This is a genomic window from Enterococcus phoeniculicola ATCC BAA-412 (assembly GCF_000407505.1).
Lineage (GTDB): Bacteria > Bacillota > Bacilli > Lactobacillales > Enterococcaceae > Enterococcus_K > Enterococcus_K phoeniculicola.
In genome coordinates this window covers 672,543-688,108 of record NZ_ASWE01000002.1, presented here as the reverse complement: position 1 = coordinate 688,108, position 15,566 = coordinate 672,543, and the positions used below count along the sequence as shown (strand labels likewise).

20 protein-coding genes and 1 tRNA gene are annotated in these 15,566 nt (G+C 35.2%); 16 read left to right on the top strand and 5 right to left on the bottom strand.

Annotated features, from left to right (window positions below):
• The first annotated feature begins 29 nt into the window (after positions 1–29).
• The 9 genes from I589_RS09960 to I589_RS09920 all read left to right on the top strand — a co-directional run bounded on the left by I589_RS09960 (position 30) and on the right by I589_RS09920 (position 9,017).
• The gene (locus I589_RS09960; protein ID WP_010767567.1) at positions 30–1,250 is read left to right on the top strand and encodes a GNAT family N-acetyltransferase; all 1,221 of its coding nucleotides are present in this window, start codon (positions 30–32) and stop codon (positions 1,248–1,250) included.
• A 32-nt stretch (positions 1,251–1,282) separates the two neighbouring features.
• Positions 1,283–1,768 (top strand): nucleoside 2-deoxyribosyltransferase, encoded by a 486-nt coding sequence (locus tag I589_RS09955; RefSeq protein WP_010767568.1) that lies wholly within the window; start codon positions 1,283–1,285, stop codon positions 1,766–1,768.
• An 11-nt stretch (positions 1,769–1,779) separates the two neighbouring features.
• The gene (locus tag I589_RS09950) at positions 1,780–2,448 is read left to right on the top strand and encodes a DUF2238 domain-containing protein (protein WP_010767569.1); all 669 of its coding nucleotides are present in this window, start codon (positions 1,780–1,782) and stop codon (positions 2,446–2,448) included.
• A 255-nt stretch (positions 2,449–2,703) separates the two neighbouring features.
• Positions 2,704–3,312 carry a TetR/AcrR family transcriptional regulator gene (locus tag I589_RS09945; protein ID WP_010767570.1) on the top strand — a complete coding sequence of 203 codons (609 nt, stop codon included), beginning with the start codon at positions 2,704–2,706 and terminating at the stop codon, positions 3,310–3,312.
• A 548-nt stretch (positions 3,313–3,860) separates the two neighbouring features.
• Positions 3,861–5,204 (top strand): aldehyde dehydrogenase family protein, encoded by a 1,344-nt coding sequence (locus I589_RS09940; RefSeq protein ID WP_010767571.1) that lies wholly within the window; start codon positions 3,861–3,863, stop codon positions 5,202–5,204.
• 16 nt (positions 5,205–5,220) lie between these two features.
• Positions 5,221–6,135, top strand: coding sequence for a phosphate acyltransferase (locus I589_RS09935; RefSeq protein WP_010767572.1), 915 nt, complete (start codon positions 5,221–5,223; stop codon positions 6,133–6,135).
• Positions 6,132–7,190, top strand: a complete 1,059-nt coding sequence (buk, locus tag I589_RS09930; RefSeq protein WP_010767573.1) for a butyrate kinase — start codon at positions 6,132–6,134, stop codon at positions 7,188–7,190. The genes I589_RS09935 and buk overlap by 4 nt, the downstream gene beginning before the upstream one ends.
• 20 nt (positions 7,191–7,210) lie before the next feature.
• Entirely contained in the window at positions 7,211–8,329 is a 1,119-nt protein-coding gene (locus I589_RS09925; protein ID WP_010767574.1) for an NAD(P)-dependent alcohol dehydrogenase, read from the top strand.
• 16 nt (positions 8,330–8,345) lie between these two features.
• A complete protein-coding gene (locus I589_RS09920) occupies positions 8,346–9,017 on the top strand; it encodes a hypothetical protein (protein ID WP_010767575.1) in 672 nt (223 codons plus the stop codon).
• Positions 9,018–9,082: 65 nt separating this feature from the next.
• Here the strand turns inward: I589_RS09920 and I589_RS18485 are convergent, their stop codons facing one another.
• Together I589_RS18485 and I589_RS09915 are read right to left on the bottom strand one after the other, a co-directional pair.
• Entirely contained in the window at positions 9,083–9,235 is a 153-nt protein-coding gene (locus tag I589_RS18485; protein ID WP_010767576.1) for a hypothetical protein, read from the bottom strand.
• Positions 9,236–9,486: 251 nt separating this feature from the next.
• Positions 9,487–9,559 (bottom strand) — tRNA-Gln (locus I589_RS09915).
• Between the two features lie 109 nt (positions 9,560–9,668).
• Between I589_RS09915 and I589_RS09910 the strand changes: the two genes are divergently transcribed.
• Positions 9,669–9,851, top strand: a complete 183-nt coding sequence (locus tag I589_RS09910; RefSeq protein ID WP_010767577.1) for a hypothetical protein — start codon at positions 9,669–9,671, stop codon at positions 9,849–9,851.
• A 143-nt stretch (positions 9,852–9,994) separates the two neighbouring features.
• Here the strand turns inward: I589_RS09910 and I589_RS09905 are convergent, their stop codons facing one another.
• Both I589_RS09905 and I589_RS09900 read right to left on the bottom strand, forming a co-directional pair.
• A complete protein-coding gene (locus I589_RS09905) occupies positions 9,995–10,420 on the bottom strand; it encodes a hypothetical protein (RefSeq protein WP_010767578.1) in 426 nt (141 codons plus the stop codon).
• A 15-nt stretch (positions 10,421–10,435) separates the two neighbouring features.
• Complete coding sequence (locus I589_RS09900) at positions 10,436–10,618, bottom strand: hypothetical protein (protein ID WP_010767579.1); 183 nt, start codon at positions 10,616–10,618, stop codon at positions 10,436–10,438.
• A gap of 450 nt (positions 10,619–11,068) precedes the next feature.
• Here I589_RS09900 and I589_RS09895 point away from each other — a divergent pair, with 450 nt between their 5' ends.
• Positions 11,069–11,290, top strand: coding sequence for a hypothetical protein (locus tag I589_RS09895; protein WP_010767580.1), 222 nt, complete (start codon positions 11,069–11,071; stop codon positions 11,288–11,290).
• Positions 11,291–11,341: 51 nt separating this feature from the next.
• Here I589_RS09895 and I589_RS09890 read toward each other — a convergent pair whose 3' ends face one another.
• On the bottom strand, positions 11,342–11,869 hold the full coding sequence (locus I589_RS09890; RefSeq protein ID WP_010767581.1) for an HdeD family acid-resistance protein: 528 nt from the start codon (positions 11,867–11,869) through the stop codon (positions 11,342–11,344).
• A 143-nt stretch (positions 11,870–12,012) separates the two neighbouring features.
• Between I589_RS09890 and I589_RS09885 the strand changes: the two genes are divergently transcribed.
• From I589_RS09885 to lepB, 5 genes are all read left to right on the top strand, one after another.
• Positions 12,013–12,234, top strand: coding sequence for a hypothetical protein (locus I589_RS09885; RefSeq protein WP_010767582.1), 222 nt, complete (start codon positions 12,013–12,015; stop codon positions 12,232–12,234).
• 23 nt (positions 12,235–12,257) lie between these two features.
• Positions 12,258–12,464: a hypothetical protein gene (locus I589_RS09880; protein WP_010767583.1), complete on the top strand. Its 207-nt coding sequence runs from the start codon at positions 12,258–12,260 to the stop codon at positions 12,462–12,464.
• A 109-nt stretch (positions 12,465–12,573) separates the two neighbouring features.
• On the top strand, positions 12,574–13,047 hold the full coding sequence (locus I589_RS09875) for a hypothetical protein (RefSeq protein ID WP_010767584.1): 474 nt from the start codon (positions 12,574–12,576) through the stop codon (positions 13,045–13,047).
• Between the two features lie 194 nt (positions 13,048–13,241).
• Positions 13,242–14,708 carry a peptide MFS transporter gene (locus I589_RS09870; protein WP_034684964.1) on the top strand — a complete coding sequence of 489 codons (1,467 nt, stop codon included), beginning with the start codon at positions 13,242–13,244 and terminating at the stop codon, positions 14,706–14,708.
• Positions 14,709–14,917: 209 nt separating this feature from the next.
• Positions 14,918–15,442, top strand: coding sequence for a signal peptidase I (gene lepB, locus I589_RS09865; protein WP_139242842.1), 525 nt, complete (start codon positions 14,918–14,920; stop codon positions 15,440–15,442).
• Positions 15,443–15,566 lie beyond the last annotated feature (124 nt).

Below are 15,566 nucleotides of genomic sequence, written 5' to 3'. Positions count from 1 at the left end.
TACTTATAAAGAAAACTGGAGATGAAAGAATGGAACAAAAAGAATTTCGAGAGAGTCTTGAATTAAAACAGGTGGGAGAAGAACACGTCGATCAGTTTAATGAGCTTTTATCCTACGTGTTTCAAGTCACTCAAGCCGACATAGAAGAAAGTGGCTTCGAAAATAAAAGAGAATTTATTAAATCAAAACAACCTATCTTAGAGTTATCCAAAGTATTTGGCTGGTTTCACGAAAACAAGCTGATTTCTCAAATTGCTATTTATCCATGTGAAGTCAACATACACGGATCCATTTATAAAATGGGCGGAGTCACAGGAGTTGGAACCTATCCTGAATATGCCAACCATGGTTTAATGAAAGATTTAATTGCCTTAGCCTTAGAAGATATGCGTGCAGACAAGCAGTGGATATCTTATCTTTATCCATATAATATTCCTTATTATCGTCGTAAGGGATGGGAGATCATGTCGGACAAACTCTCGTTTAAAATTCGAGATACGCAGCTGCCAAAGCAAGTGCCCGTCTCTGGGATGGTAGAGCGGCTTGAAGTTACTCACCCAGACGTGATTCGAGTTTATGAACAATTTGCGCGACAAAATCATGGGGCACTGATTCGCAGTGAGTTTAACTGGGAAGAGTACTGGCGATTTGAAAATGAAGAAGAACGGACGGCTGCTGTTTATTATGGGGCAAACCAAGAACCACTTGGGGTGCTATTTTATTGGGTGGCAGAAGAGGTTTTTCACATCAAAGAGCTGTTTTACATTAATCAAGAAGCTAGAAATGGCTTATGGAATTTTGTAAGTGCACATTTTTCGATGATTTATTGGGTTAAAGGGGATATCTATAAAAATGAACCTCTTGCATTCTTATTAGAGGATGGACAAATAAAAGAATCAATTGAACCATATTTTATGGCTAGAGTCGTTGACGTAAAAGAATTTCTAAAAGTTTTTCCTTTTGCAAGTACTGCAAAGCCTTTTCATTTTATCATTGAAGATCCTGTGGCAAAATGGAACAATGGTATATTTAGTGTTCTTTGGGATGAAAATGATCAAGTCCATATTTCGGATGAGCCACTGGGATCACCTGTGAAACTAGACATTCAAACCTTTACTTGTCTCATGATGAATTATCGTAGAAGCGCCTATTTACATCGGATTGAACGAATTGAAACAGATAAGGAAACTTTAAACAGCTTAGAAAGAATCATTCCTGATACGGAAGCGTACTTTAGTGATTACTTTTGAAAAAAATCTAACCATATGAAAAGAGGAAACAAATGAATATTTATTTTGCAGCACCTATGTTTGCTAAAAGTGATTTGCTATACAATGCATCTGTAGTAGCGAAGATACGCGAACTATCTGAACGGATCTCTGTTTATCTGCCGCAGGAAAATGGGGCAATCAATGATAAGAGTGCCTATGCTGATAGTAAAATGATCGCGCAAGCTGACACAGAAAAAGTAGTAGAAAGTGATCTTCTGATTGCTCTGTTGGATGGTTTGGTCATTGATCCAGGAGTAGCCTCTGAGGTAGGGGTTGCTTATGCGAAAAATATCCCTGTGATTGGCCTGTATACTGACACTCGTCAGCAGGGAAGTGACAATCAAAAGAAACTTGCCGCACTTGGTGAAGTCGCTGAAAATCAATTCCATTATGTAAATTTATATACCACTGGCTTGATTAAGCTAAATGGAACAATTGTTTCTAACGAGGAGCTTTTGCTTCAAAAAGTAAAAGAGTTTATGAATAAAGAGGATTGAGGTGTGTAACAATGAAAAATAATGAAAAAAAAGTCCAACTATTTATGATTTTATTCGGTGTATTTGTCTTCGGTTATACAATTTATGAATTTAGTATTGGCAGATATTCAGAAAGTCAATCTTGGATTTTTGTGATAGAAGCGTTAGCGAGTATCGCACTAATCTTCTTACCTCAGGTCATTCGAAAGCTGTTTAAAATTGAAGTGCCCACATCAATCATCTATTTTTACTGGTTTTTCTTATTGATTTCGGCCTTTATAGGCACAGGTTTACATGTGATTAGTTATATCTCATTTTGGGATAAGATTCTTCATGCCGTGAGTCCTATGTTGTTAACTGCTTTGGGATACGGACTAATAGGGTTCTTTATGAAACGTGCAAAAATTGCTGACTCGAGTCCTTGGCTCTTTTTACTCTTCGGTTTTGCATTTGCAGGCTTATGTGGTGTTTTCTGGGAGTTCTGGGAATTTGGTTGCGATCAATTTTTCTCTATGAATTTGCAGCGCTATATTGCAAGTAACGGTGCAGCTCTTGTAGGTCGAGCAGCGTTAATGGACACCATGGGTGATTTGATTACGAATACCATCGGTGCACTGATTATGGGAATATTTGCTTGGAGCAAGAGTCGAAAGAATCCTTCTTATTTTGAAAATTATCGAATAACTAAAAAAAAGAACTAGAAACACAATTAAAAGGAGAAGGTGGGAGATGACTAATTAAGTTATACTCCACCTTCGTAAACTCTTAATAAAGGTTGGGAACAGAAAGCAACTCCTTCTTATTTATCGGAGCTGAACACTTCTATCCTAACCTCTTTTTGTATCCTTTTTCAACTTATTATCTTAGCAGTGAATAGAGCGTTTGATTTGAACATTTGAAAAATCTCTTTTTATGATGTTTAATAAGAGAGAAGGACGATAGAAAAGAGGCGTTTCATGGAAAAGGTGAGTAAAAAAAAAGAGAATAGCATTCAAACACGTCAAGACTTGCTTGATGCAGCATTTGATAACTTTTATACAGTTGGCTTAGAAAATGTATCCTTAGAAAAAATCTCAAAGGATGCAAAAGTAAGCAGGGGAGCAGCATACTGGCACTTTAAAAATAAACAGGACTTATTTAAACAAACAGTCATTGATACTTTAGAAAACATCCGCAAAAAAAAAGAGCCCATTTATCAAGATTCTACACTCGATTTTAAGGATAAAGTTGTAAAAATGATTCTTTTACCTTATAAAGACCGTAAATATTATGCATTCATACAGCAAGCCGCTGTGTCTATCCATGCCAATCAAGAGTTTGAGGATTTAGCAAATCTGATTGAGGAGTCCAGAGTAAAATTATATACATTTTTTAAAACAGGAGTAGAAGAGCTTCAAGAAAAGAATATCCGTCTTAAAAATTGTGATTCAGCTGTTGTTGCCAGTTTGTTATATTCTTATTTTGAAGGTATGCACAGCAGTGATACGCCAACTATCATTGCCAAAAATTATACAATTGAAAGCATCAAGCAAAGTATTGGTTTAATTTTAAATGATGATTTATAAACAACGGTCGGGACAAGAGTGTTCATCTAGAACCAAGTATGTTTCGACAGCTATTTCAGCTGATTACAAGCATATCCCATGCGTAGAAGTTGAGGAGAGCGAGAAAGATGTTGGGTATGAGTTACTTCTCTTCCCAAGCTTTATTAACATTTTCCGAGGCTAGGATATAACTTAGATGGTTATATCCTAGCCTCGTTTTCTTTTTTCAGATAAGAGGATTTGAGTATATTTATCAGTAGCGAAGAAACAAGTAACGTTTATTTCTAAGCATAACCTCGATTTATCATGTTCAATAATCAACAAATAAAGGATGCACTATAAAAAATTTACATAAAAAACTATTTTTTTACCTAACTTGAACCTCTTTTTTTATCACACTGACAAGTAGTTATTTTCACTTTCCGATTATTAATTGACAACTGGAAAAGAATAAATTATGATGTAGGTGTAAAACATACATGCGCGTATGTATGTAAAAAGCGACGTCGTAAACTATTTTTTTACCTTATTCTGAAAACGCTTTCTAAAAATGTAAGGAGGAATGTATTATGAACACGCTCTCGGATAAAATTCTAAGAGGTCGTCAGGCAATGCAGTCAATTTCTAATTACACACAAGAACAAGTGGATGAGATGCTTTCGGTTATTTCTAAGACAATTTTTGATCATGCAGAGGAACTTGCAAAAGAGGCGGTTGAAGAAACAGGATTAGGAAACTACGAACACAAAATCGGGAAAAATCAAAATATGGCTATAAATATTTTTTCTCATTTAAAAGGCAAGAAATCAGTTGGTATTATCCAGACACTAAAAGAAGAAGGGGTAGTGGAAATTGCTCATCCTGTAGGCGTCATTGGTTCAGTAACCCCCACAACAAATCCGACAATCACTCCTTTAGGCAACGGATTAATGGCTTTAAAAGGAAAGAATGCCATGATTGTTTCTCCACATCCAAGAGCAAAAAAAACAACCAAGCATACGATTGACTTAATGAGAAGTGCACTAGAATCAATTCATGCTCCAAAAGACCTGTTACAAGTTATTGAAGAACCAAGTCTTGAACTTTCTCAACAGTTGATGAGAGAGAGTGATGTTATTGTTGCAACTGGAGGACCAGGGCTTGTAAGAGCAGCCTATTCAAGTGGGAAACCTGCCTTTGGTGTTGGACCAGGAAATGTTCAAGCGATTTTAGATGATGATTTTGACATCAATTTAGCTGCAGAGCTTACTGTCATTGGGCGTTCTTTTGATAACGGAATTGTCTGTGCGTGCCAACAAAGTTTGCTTTATCCAGAAAAAAAAGAAGAGGAACTATTTCAAGCACTTGAAAATAACAAAGCCTATATAATTAAAGAGGAGATAGATGTTCAAAAAATGAGAGAGCTTTTATTTCCAGGTGGAAAATCAAATCCGGATTTGGTAGGACAAACCGCCACATTTATCGCTGAAAAAGCAGGAATTAAGGTACCAGAGGATACCATTATTCTAGCTGTTAAAGTGACTACGTCCGGGCAAGAAGAGCTCTTAGTAAAAGAAAAAATGAATCCTGTTTTAGTAGTAAAAGGATGCGAGTCATTTGAAGAAGCACTTTTAGATGCTAAAAATAATTTATGGGTTGAGGGCGCTGGACATTCTACGGGAATTTTTTCAAATAATGAACAGCACATTCTATCAGCTGGAGAAACGTTACCAGTTAGTCGAGTAGTTGTCAATCAGCCAACTATTGATGCAGGCGGAAGCCCAACAAATGGGTTAAACCCAACCGTTTCATTAGGCTGTGGTTCGTGGGGGAATAATAGTATTTCAGAAAATTTATCTTATCATCACTTAATAAATATCTCCCGCATTGCGTATCCAATTTCACCCAAACATACAGAAACACCTTGGAACTAAAGAGAGGAGTATCGCTATGAGCATAACAAGTTTTCATCAACTTGCTGAAATTACTCCCCATCCAAACAAAGTACGTATCGGTGTGGTTTATGCTAATGATTTGGCTGCTTTACAGAGTCTCTTTGATAAAACCATTCGCTTACACGTATTTCCTGTTTTGATTGGTCCGAAAAAAAAGATTTTTCAACAGATGGAAGAAAGAAACTACACGGATTATCCCTATGAACTCGTTGAAGCAGCGAATGAAGAAGCTGCAGCTCAGATAGGTACTCAGCTGGTTCATGAGAAAAAAATTGATTGCTTAATGAAAGGGCATCTGCAAACAAGGACGTTTCTAAAAGCAATTGTTTCAAAAGAACAAGGACTCGTTTCTGACTCTCTTTTATCACATATCTCAGTTAATCAATTGCCAAACTATCATAAGTTACTTTTGACAACAGATGGAGGAATGGTTGCAGCCCCAACTTATGAAGAGAAAAAGAAGTTATTGCATCATGCAATAACTGTCATGCAATCTCTAGGTATAAAAAAACCTAAAATTGGTGTACTAGGAGCAACGGAACTTGTTAATCCGAACATTCAATCATCAGTTGAAGCAGAGAAATTAATGATTGAATTTGAAGAGAAATTTTCAGATAAATGTTTCATTGATGGACCAATTTCTTTAGATTTAGCTTTGAGCCAAGAGATTGCTTCTATTAAAGAGTATACAAGTGCTGTTGCAGGTGACGCAGATATTCTGCTTGGCCCAGATATAACAACAATGAATGTTCTTGGAAAAAGTATGACACTCTTAGCTAAAGGGAAAATGGCTGGCTTGATTATGGGGGCCCAGATTCCCATCATTCTGACTTCTAGAGGATCAGATGCTGAAGAAAAGAAAAATGCGATATTGTTAGCAATGTCTGTAAGTCGAGGGGGGGAAATATGAATATCCTAGTCATTAATCCTGGATCAACCTCTACAAAAGTTAGCTTTTTCATCAATGAAGAAAATCAAAAAACGGTTAATTATCCGCACACTAGAGAAGAATTAGCCGTGTATCCTACCATAAATACTCAAATAGAATTTCGGAAATCGATTATTTTCCAATTTTTAGCTGAAAATGAAATAAAGCCAGAATCTCTGGATGTAGTGGTAGGGCGAGGAGGAATACTGCCGCCTGTAAAATCAGGTGCCTATGAAATAAATCAGAGGATGATTGACTATCTACTTTCTGCAACAAAAATAGAGCATCCATCAAATTTAGGCGCTATTTTAGCAGAAGAAGTACGAAAATCAGCAAACAAAAAAACAAGAGCGCTGATTTATGATCCTGTATCAGTCGATGAATTCTCAGAAGTAGCACGTATTTCAGGATTAAAAGGTGTTCCCAGACAAAGTATCGGTCATGCACTTAATATGCGTGCAGTTGCCATGAAAACAGCAGTCGATTATCACTCAGATTATAAGTCTCTAAACATGATTGTGGCTCATTTAGGTGGTGGAAATAGTATCAGTATTCATGAGAAAGGAAGAATGATTGATTCTATATCAGATGACGAAGGCCCTTTTTCAACAGAACGAACAGGTGGACTCCCCTTAAAACATGTCATTCATCTTTGTGCGAGTCATACTGAAAAAGAGATGTTGCAACTGTATAAACGTGCAGGTGGACTTCTTTCTTATGCTGGAACAAATGATGCAAGAAAAGTTGAACAAAGAATTGCTGATGGAGATAAAAATCTGCAGATTGTGTATGAAGCGCTAGCTTATCAAATTGCAAAAGGAATTGGAAGTCTTGCAACTGTGGTTGAAGGAAAGGTAGATTTTATCGTTTTAACTGGTGGACTTTCTTATTCTGAGTACATCGTTGAGGAAATTAAACGTCGAACGGCATTTATTGCTCCTATAAAAATTGAAAAAGGAGAACATGAGATGCAGGCACTTGCAAGTGGCGCTTATCGTGTATTGAGTGGAAAAGAACAAGCGAGAGAATTTGATTAAAGAAAGGTGCGAAGAATAAAATGGAGATAAAAGCAGCTTTAGTTAGAGAAAAAGGAATGCCTTATGAAATTAGTGAAGTGAAATTAGCAGAACCAAAAGAAAAGGATGTATTAGTGAAAATTGTTGCTTCTGGACTTTGTCGTTCCGACTATGGCGAGCGTACAGGAAACAGTATCCAATTTCCTAACGTATTGGGACATGAAGGATCAGGAATTGTCGAAAAAGTGGGTACTTCAGTAACTACAGTGAAACCCGGAGATCACGTGATTTTATCCTATGCCTATTGTGGTGAGTGTAAACACTGTGCTGAGGGACATCCGTCTTCTTGTTCACACTGGTTTGAAGTCAACAATATGGGGAAAAACAAACGCGGAGAATATGTCATTCATACACCGGAAGGAGAAGCAGTCAATAACTTCTTTAATCAATCGGCTTTTGCTACCTACAGTTTGACGGATGAATCAAATATTGTAAAAGTAGACAAAGATATTGATTTACGACTTGTAGGACCATTAGGCTGTGGATTAGGGACAGGAAGTGGTGCGGTCTTAAGTGTTTTAAAACCAGATGCAGGAAGTACGATTGCGGTTTTTGGTACTGGTGCAGTTGGATTTGCGGCAATAATGGCAGCAAAAATCGTTGGCTGTTCACAAATCATTGCAGTTGATATTAACGATGCCAGACTTCAAACTGCAAAGGAATGTGGTGCAACAACTATCATAAACAGTAAAATGACAGATCCTAAAGAACAAATCATGAAACTGACAAAAGGAATTGGGGTAGATTACACGATTGATACAACAGGTGTTCCTCCAGTAATGACGCAAGCACTGCAGGCTTTAACCAACAGCGGGACGTTTATTCCTCTGGCAGTAACTAAAAGCAATTTTGAATTGAATACTTTCTTTGATTTAGTATTTGGCAACAAAAAAATGGAAGGCGTACTCATTGGAAATACAATTCCTAAATTCCATTTACCAAGATTGCTAGATTACTATAAAAAAGGAGAATTTCCTTTCGATCGCTTTGTAAAATTTTATGACTTCCAACAAATTAATGAAGCAGAGGCAGACTCTTTAACAGGAGAAGTTATTAAACCAGTTGTGGTTATGGATAAAACGTATCAGCCACCTAAATAAAGGAAGGTGAATAGTGATGAAAAAGGGCGATTTTCTATGGCTAGGAATATTTATAGGTATACTTTCTCTCTTCATTATTCCTGTAAGTAAAGAGTTTATTATGGAGCAATCAGCAATTCATCCTTACATCTCAGGCTTTTTAACCTTTGCTATCTTGGCATCTATGGGTGATTTATTAGGAAAAAGGATAGCGACAGGCACATATATTTTTGAAGCAGGATTTCTATTGCGGACACTTGTTTGGGGAGTAATCGGATGGATGGTTACCCTTGTATTTACCGTCTTTATGTCAGGGGCAGCAGCCGCACAAGAGGCAGGATTATTGCCTTTTCCAAAGCAAATCATCGCTCAAGCAATTTTTGGAAGCAGTATTATGAATTTAACATTCGCTCCCATGATGAACACTTTTCATCGAGTAATGGATGAATTAATTGAAATGAAATATAAAGAGACCGAAAGAGGAAAAATTTCCTTTCGACGTGTATTAGGAAAAATTGATTGGGTAACATTTGTAACTTTCAATTGGCTGAAGGTAGGTATTTTCTTCTGGATTCCTGTTCATTCGATTGTCTTTTTATTGCCGGAAGAAATTCGAGTAATTGTAGCAGCCTTTAGCTCGATTGCTCTAGGAGTCATTCTTTCTTTTGCAGCAAAAAATGCGAAGCTACAAAAAGAATTTGTAGAGTAATTATAGAAGAGAAAATTAAAAGAGTAGGCAACATCAGTATGGTTGTCTACTCTTATCACATGAAATTATCCAATTTGTTTGACTCTCCCGCCTATTTGGTTTGCAAATTTTTGTGCATGCTCTTTACAAGAAAAAGTCAGTAAAATTTGTGGATTCTTATTTCTAGTTCGTTTTCCATCTTTTGCAATATATCCATGAAACACTTTCACAGCAAACATAGCCTCATCTCCTCTCTACTATTTATCATAGGAGGTATTTTTACGAACGTCAAGAAATCACACTCAAAAATGAGAAAAAGTCGGTCATTTGATTAAATAAAAGTGAAAAAATACTATATTTTTAATGGAAGAAGAGAACTGTGAAGATTAATACAAAAGAGAAGCGGGAAGTAAGGAGAGGGAAATAATCATTATCACTGATAAGCGGAACGATTTATAAATATAATAAGTCTGATTCAAAAAACGAATAATTGGGATGGCAGGGCTCGAACCTGCACTTATCTGATTCAGAGTCAGACGCCTTACCAATTTGGCCACATCCCATTAAGAAGATTACTAGTTAATTGTAGCACTTTTTTTGCAGATGGACGAATAAATCGTACTTGCATTTACCTCTGAAAATTGTACAATACAGACAAGGGAGTGGCATACAATGGATTATGAAAAAAAGTTAGATGAATTAAAAGAAGGCACAATAAATGAGATTGAGGTTTCCAAAGAAAATTTCTTTTTATTTAGAGAAGCTTGGTTAAAAAGAGAAGATAGAAAATTTTTCGTAGGAGAAGCACATTTAAACGGGGATATTACCTATCGATACAATCCGAATGTTTTATAATATGAGGTTTAGAAAAAGCGGCTTAGATCTGAGGGTGGGGCATAACTTAAACAGTTGTCCCACCCTCACGTTCTTTAAAAAAATAAGATACTTGTATTAATAATAGAATAGTTACTTTAAATGAAGGTTTAAAACTTTATTGATTAATTTTCTTGATAGTAGGGTTCTTCTGAATTATTTTGCTGAATTATCCCTTGACGCTTTCCATTATACTCATTTTCATCTATTGTAATGAATTTTTCTGGACTCGATACATAAAGATAATAAGAAGTCTTTCCTTCGATTTCGGTTGTCTTTATGACATAGATTCGTTTATTACCCGAATAATTAGGGGTATATATTTCTGTAGAAAATGTTGTTCGATCTGCACCTGAAGAAGATTCTATCAATTTCAAAATTTCTTCTATCCCTTCAGGAAGTTCTTTATGTATAGATGCTGTAGTTGATTCTGATTGTTTGGTTTCTGCAGCTGAACTGTTTGTATTTGTTGTCTTTTGTGTATCAACTTGACTACATGCTCCGAGAATCGGAACAAAAATAGCCAAAAGATAAAACACTCTTTTTTTCATAGAAACGCCTCAAGTCTATTTTGATTTCAAAAATGTAAGAATAGTTAGTGGTAAACATAAAACAATATAACCAATCACTGTGAACAACAGGCCCTTAACCCAAATACTAGCTTCTGGAAAAAATGAAATTACGCCATATCCTACAATGACAGAGAGCAGATAACAAATAAATAATTGAAAAAAACGTTTAAAAGTCATGATTATTTTCCTTTATATACTATTTACTAATAAAAATATTTTTAAAAGCATTGTCTCTATTATAACAAAAGCTCAAGAAAAAACAGAAAATTTTGTCCGACTATGAAACAAGAGAGCCATCATCATGAGAATAACTCACTTTGATAGCTCACGCCCCTGCCAAGAAAACAAGTATAGCATGAAATAGATACTCTAGCTATTAGAGAATAGATTATAGAAATTGAGAATAGATTTATTACTCTTTTTAAATAAAAAATCATTTTTCCAAAATAATCAAAATATTGGCGTATATTAGTTATGAAAAGGAGAGCACCCGTTGAAAGAAGATTAATGATTCTCGAAAAATCATATCAAATATTCGAATTTTCCTTAATTAAATTATGAAAAAAGTAAAAAAAACGCTTTAATTTCAGAAAATAAGGTATAATTGTTCTATAGGAGGCGAGTAATATGCAGGATAAACGACAAATTGATCAATTGAAAAAAGATAAAATGAAATATGTTCAACGGCTCGCTGCCTATTATCAGCAAATTGATTCTATGGAGCTAGGCGAAAAACGCGACCAAGTGATTAAAGAAATTTTAAGTAATCGTCAAGAAATTTTTTCAATAAATAAACAGCTTGAGGCCTTAGAGCAGCATTCTGATGAAGAAACAAACATCAAAAAATAAAAGGGTAGTACGAGACTCATCATCACGTACTACCCCTTTTGATATAGACTATTACCTATAGAGCTTTCTCAACTGAAAGTAATTTACAAGTTCAGATAATCCATTAACAATTAACAGAACACCAAAGACTTGGCAAACCACTAGAAGTGTTTTAAATGGATTAAACATAAGTATCAAACCTGCTGCAAGCATGATAATACTAAATATCAACCACAAACCTTTCCCTTTTGGCGTATTTAAGGCTTGAAGAAGTTGGGATAGTCCATTTACTACTACTAGTAAACCGAGGAAAAATGGGATGATGCTTAAAATTGCTTTTGAAAAGAATAGTACGATAACCGCTAGAAGAAAGAAAAACAATCCTGAAGCCATACTAAACCCATAGCTTCCAGTTTCCTTATGAAGTTTTCTTGCGGCTAAACAATTGATAATTCCCATCAATACAAAGTATCCTGCGATGAAATAAATAATTGCTTTAAAAAAAACACCGGGATTCGTCAGTGCAAATATTCCCACAAGCGTGTAAGCAATTCCTCTTAAAATAGCGTATTTTTGAAATTGTTTAAAAAATGCTTCCATTACATAATCACCCTTTCTTTTCTACATTGTATCGAAAATTTATAGAAATGACGAATCATTTGCTATAATAAAGAACCTTTTGATTGTGAAAACGAAAACAATTCGATATAATGCTCTTAAGGATGAAAGTGAGGGGATGCTTTGTGGAAATTCTAGACACAAAATATACTGAAATGGACCGTCATTTTACTTCTGTTTATAGGGATATGGCTTGTGGTATTGACTATGATTATTTAGATGATGCTGAGCAATGGTTAATTACAACATGGGGAATGCAAGAAGGCCATTTAATTGATTTGTTTAAAACAAATCCACAATTAGAGGTGGATGCGATGCTCTTGTTGGAAAAACTAATAAAAAATTAGGATGTTGTAGGAGGTTGCTTTGGATGCAAGAAGAACAAGTTGAACTGGGGCAAAACTATCAATGCCAGCCAATTGGTTTTGAGAAAATTGTTGTTGGAGAAGTCGTTTCCAAAATGATAAATTGTGCCGTTGTTCGTGTTAACTCATGCGAAACAATTGATGCAGAACAATTAGAAGCAAAATCAAACATGGTTGTTGCACGATATGATACATTTAATCAAGCGCTTTAATAGAAGTAGATTGAGGCTAAAGCTTTCAATCTACTTTTTCTTTTTAATTGAAAATAATTGGTTCTATAGTTGAAGAAAGAATTTTTACGAAAAAGGATAGGAGAATTTCATGAGTCTATTTACACTGCTTTTGTTTTTATTTGTAATTATCATGTTTTTATATTTAAATTTAGTGAGAAAAGAAGTACGAATCGCCACACTTAGAAGAAAAAATACTTCTATTATAATAGTAGGGCTTTCGATTCTGACTATTTGGATGTCGATTACTACATATACTACTCTAGATGATCGTGTTCGAGGCGTACTTGCTGCACTGATATTTTTAAGTTTCTTATTGGATAGAAAAGGTTTAACTGATGAACGTATAATTCTAAACGTATTTGATCGTCGAGGGGTTGCTTATTCTGAGATTGATCGTATTGTACTCTATCAAAATAAAGAGTCCAATGAGGTAAAATTAAATTTTTTTCGAAGCGGACTCCGGGGACCACTTTTAAAATTTTCTATTCCAATGGAAGAGCTGGTACTTTTTCTTTCAACAAAACTTAAAGAAGATGCAGATTTGGAAATCATTATTGAGTAATTATTTTTATTATGCCGACTTCTTATTTCCTTCTTTTTTCTGAAAAAACGACAAGCATTTTCTAATTATTTTCCAACTAATTAATCATCAGGCTAAAATGTTTAGAGTATAAACTTACAGTTATTAGTTTTTTAGGAATATTCATACAATTCATTATGACTATTCTGAATAAAAAAAAGAATTGGGGTTTTACAATGGAAAACGAGCAGGATCGATCCTTCTTCGGGCAACCCAAAGGTCTATCGACATTGTTCTTCACAGAAATGTGGGAAAGATTTAGTTACTATGGAATGCGTGCCTTACTAATTTTTTACATTTATGACACCGTAGCAAATGGGGGACTAGGCTTACCACGGACAACCGCATTAGCAATTATGTCCATTTATGGTTCCTTGGTATTTATGTCGAGCATTATTGGTGGCTGGCTATCTGACCGAGTGTTAGGCTCTAGAAAAACGGTCTTTTATGGCGGCGTCTTTATTATGATTGGACACGTTGTTTTAGCTACACCGTTTGGTATCGGCGCTCTATTTATTTCCATGCTTCTAATTATCATTGGAACAGGGATGTTAAAACCAAATGTTTCAGGTATGGTTGGTCATCTTTATTCTAAAACAGATTTACGACGTGACGCTGGTTTCTCCATTTTTTACATGGGAATCAACATGGGGGCATTGCTTGCGCCATTCATCGTAGGAACGCTAGGTCAAAATTATAACTATCATTTAGGATTTTCTATTGCTGCTTTTGGAATGTTCTTTGGTCTGTTGCAATATTTGATTCAAGGAAAGAAAAGCTTAGGAAACATTGGAAGAGTTCCAACAAATCCTATGGATGCAGCAGAAAAGAAAAAATTTGGGATTGCTGCATTAATTGCTGTTATTCTCGTTGCTGGTATTTTTGGCATCGCTTATGCAACTGATAATTTAACCATTGATTTTATTGTCAATGCGATTAGTATCTTGGGAATTTTATTACCTATTTATTATTTCGTGAAAATGTTGACATCAAAAGATGTAACAGCTGAGGAAAAACCTAAAGTGATGGCCTATATTCCGTTGTTTCTTTCCGCTATTGTCTTTTGGTCTTTAGAAGAGCAGGGCTCTTCTATATTAGCTTTATTTGCAAGCGAGCGTACAAAAGGGGCATTGCTTAGTTTCCCAATTGCGGCTAGCTGGTTTCAATCGTTAAATCCAATCTTTGTTTTTATTTTAACGCCTGTATTTGTTACTCTTTGGACAAAACTTGGAAATAGACAGCCCTCTACAGTAGTTAAATTTTCATTTGGATTAATTTTTGCTGGTCTCTCTTTTGTGTTGTTGATGTTTCCAGGATTGTTATTTGGAACTGAAGGACGAGTAAGCCCCATGTGGTTAATCCTTAGCTTCTTTATTATGATTGTTGGAGAAATGTGTCTATCTCCTGTAGGATTATCAATCACAACTAAACTAGCACCAAGGGCCTTTGAGTCACAAACAGTTGCTATTTGGCTACTTGCAGATGCAGCTTCTCAAGCAATCAATGCGCAGATTGCTCGTTTTTACACGCCTGCCACTGAATCAGCATATTTTGGTATCGTTGGTGGCGTTGCAGTAATTGCTGGGATCATTTTAATCTTAGTAAAAAATCCAATAAAAAAATTAATGGGCTCTGTTCATTAATTAAGGAAGAGGTGAGACATTGTGTCTTGCCTTTTTTATTAAAAATATATTTCTTTACGAGTGATCTTTTTCCTGGATTCGCTTATCACTTCTTATTCAAAGATAATATTTTCACATGTTTAACCTTTGTTTCTCAATTAGGCTTTATGGTAAACTGATTTTACAAATAAATAGGAGGGAAAATATTGAGGCGGTTGAGATGGATATATATGGTTAATGGACTTCTCTTTTTTGTCTTATTACTTGTTTTCTTACGTATTTTTTTATTTACGCCTGTTATTGTAAAAGGAGATTCCATGGATTCGACATTAGTGAATGGTCAACAAATCCTTACTGTTTCTCATACAAAAATCAAGCGATTTGATATTATCACGTTCTTAGCGCCTGATGAAGAAAATACAAATTACATTAAGCGAGTGATTGGCCTTCCCGGAGATGAGATAGAATATAAAAATGATATTCTTTATATAAATAAAAAAGCATATGCTGAACCTTACTTAGATGAAAATAAGAATAAGTACGCAGCAAGTTTGCCATTGACTAATGATTTCACGTTAACTGAATTGTATGGCCTAAACAAAGTTCCAGAAGGGATGTATTTTGTTTTAGGAGATAATCGTCCTGTTTCAAAAGATAGTCGATATGCTGAAGTCGGTTTCATAGATGAAAAAGCTATTTTAGGAGATGCGCGGTTTGGATTTTTTCCATTGAATAGAATCGGAGAAATTAAATAAAAAAGAGCACTAAGTTATTTTTACAAAAAATGAATCATTCATTTGCGTATGTAGAAATAGAAGGGGCTCTTTTTTCTGTTTCTATGCTAAGAAATAATCTAAAATAGATAGAAATAAGAAAAGA

Excerpts from the sequence above, each read along its gene's own strand:
- I589_RS09895 (WP_010767580.1), top strand. The coding sequence starts at position 11,069 with ATGCAGGATAAACGACAAATTGATCAATTGAAAAAAGATAAAATGAAA.
- I589_RS09945 (WP_010767570.1), top strand. The coding sequence starts at position 2,704 with ATGGAAAAGGTGAGTAAAAAAAAAGAGAATAGCATTCAAACACGTCAA.
- I589_RS09925 (WP_010767574.1), top strand. The coding sequence starts at position 7,211 with ATGGAGATAAAAGCAGCTTTAGTTAGAGAAAAAGGAATGCCTTATGAA.
- I589_RS09960 (WP_010767567.1), top strand. The coding sequence starts at position 30 with ATGGAACAAAAAGAATTTCGAGAGAGTCTTGAATTAAAACAGGTGGGA.
- I589_RS09875 (WP_010767584.1), top strand. The coding sequence starts at position 12,574 with ATGAGTCTATTTACACTGCTTTTGTTTTTATTTGTAATTATCATGTTT.
- lepB (WP_139242842.1), top strand. The coding sequence starts at position 14,918 with ATGGTTAATGGACTTCTCTTTTTTGTCTTATTACTTGTTTTCTTACGT.
- I589_RS09890 (WP_010767581.1), bottom strand. The coding sequence starts at position 11,869 with ATGGAAGCATTTTTTAAACAATTTCAAAAATACGCTATTTTAAGAGGA.
- I589_RS09935 (WP_010767572.1), top strand. The coding sequence starts at position 5,221 with ATGAGCATAACAAGTTTTCATCAACTTGCTGAAATTACTCCCCATCCA.
- I589_RS18485 (WP_010767576.1), bottom strand. The coding sequence starts at position 9,235 with ATGTTTGCTGTGAAAGTGTTTCATGGATATATTGCAAAAGATGGAAAA.
- I589_RS09920 (WP_010767575.1), top strand. The coding sequence starts at position 8,346 with ATGAAAAAGGGCGATTTTCTATGGCTAGGAATATTTATAGGTATACTT.
- I589_RS09910 (WP_010767577.1), top strand. The coding sequence starts at position 9,669 with ATGGATTATGAAAAAAAGTTAGATGAATTAAAAGAAGGCACAATAAAT.
- buk (WP_010767573.1), top strand. The coding sequence starts at position 6,132 with ATGAATATCCTAGTCATTAATCCTGGATCAACCTCTACAAAAGTTAGC.
- I589_RS09940 (WP_010767571.1), top strand. The coding sequence starts at position 3,861 with ATGAACACGCTCTCGGATAAAATTCTAAGAGGTCGTCAGGCAATGCAG.
- I589_RS09880 (WP_010767583.1), top strand. The coding sequence starts at position 12,258 with ATGCAAGAAGAACAAGTTGAACTGGGGCAAAACTATCAATGCCAGCCA.
- I589_RS09900 (WP_010767579.1), bottom strand. The coding sequence starts at position 10,618 with ATGACTTTTAAACGTTTTTTTCAATTATTTATTTGTTATCTGCTCTCT.
- I589_RS09905 (WP_010767578.1), bottom strand. The coding sequence starts at position 10,420 with ATGAAAAAAAGAGTGTTTTATCTTTTGGCTATTTTTGTTCCGATTCTC.
- I589_RS09955 (WP_010767568.1), top strand. The coding sequence starts at position 1,283 with ATGAATATTTATTTTGCAGCACCTATGTTTGCTAAAAGTGATTTGCTA.
- I589_RS09950 (WP_010767569.1), top strand. The coding sequence starts at position 1,780 with ATGAAAAATAATGAAAAAAAAGTCCAACTATTTATGATTTTATTCGGT.
- I589_RS09870 (WP_034684964.1), top strand. The coding sequence starts at position 13,242 with ATGGAAAACGAGCAGGATCGATCCTTCTTCGGGCAACCCAAAGGTCTA.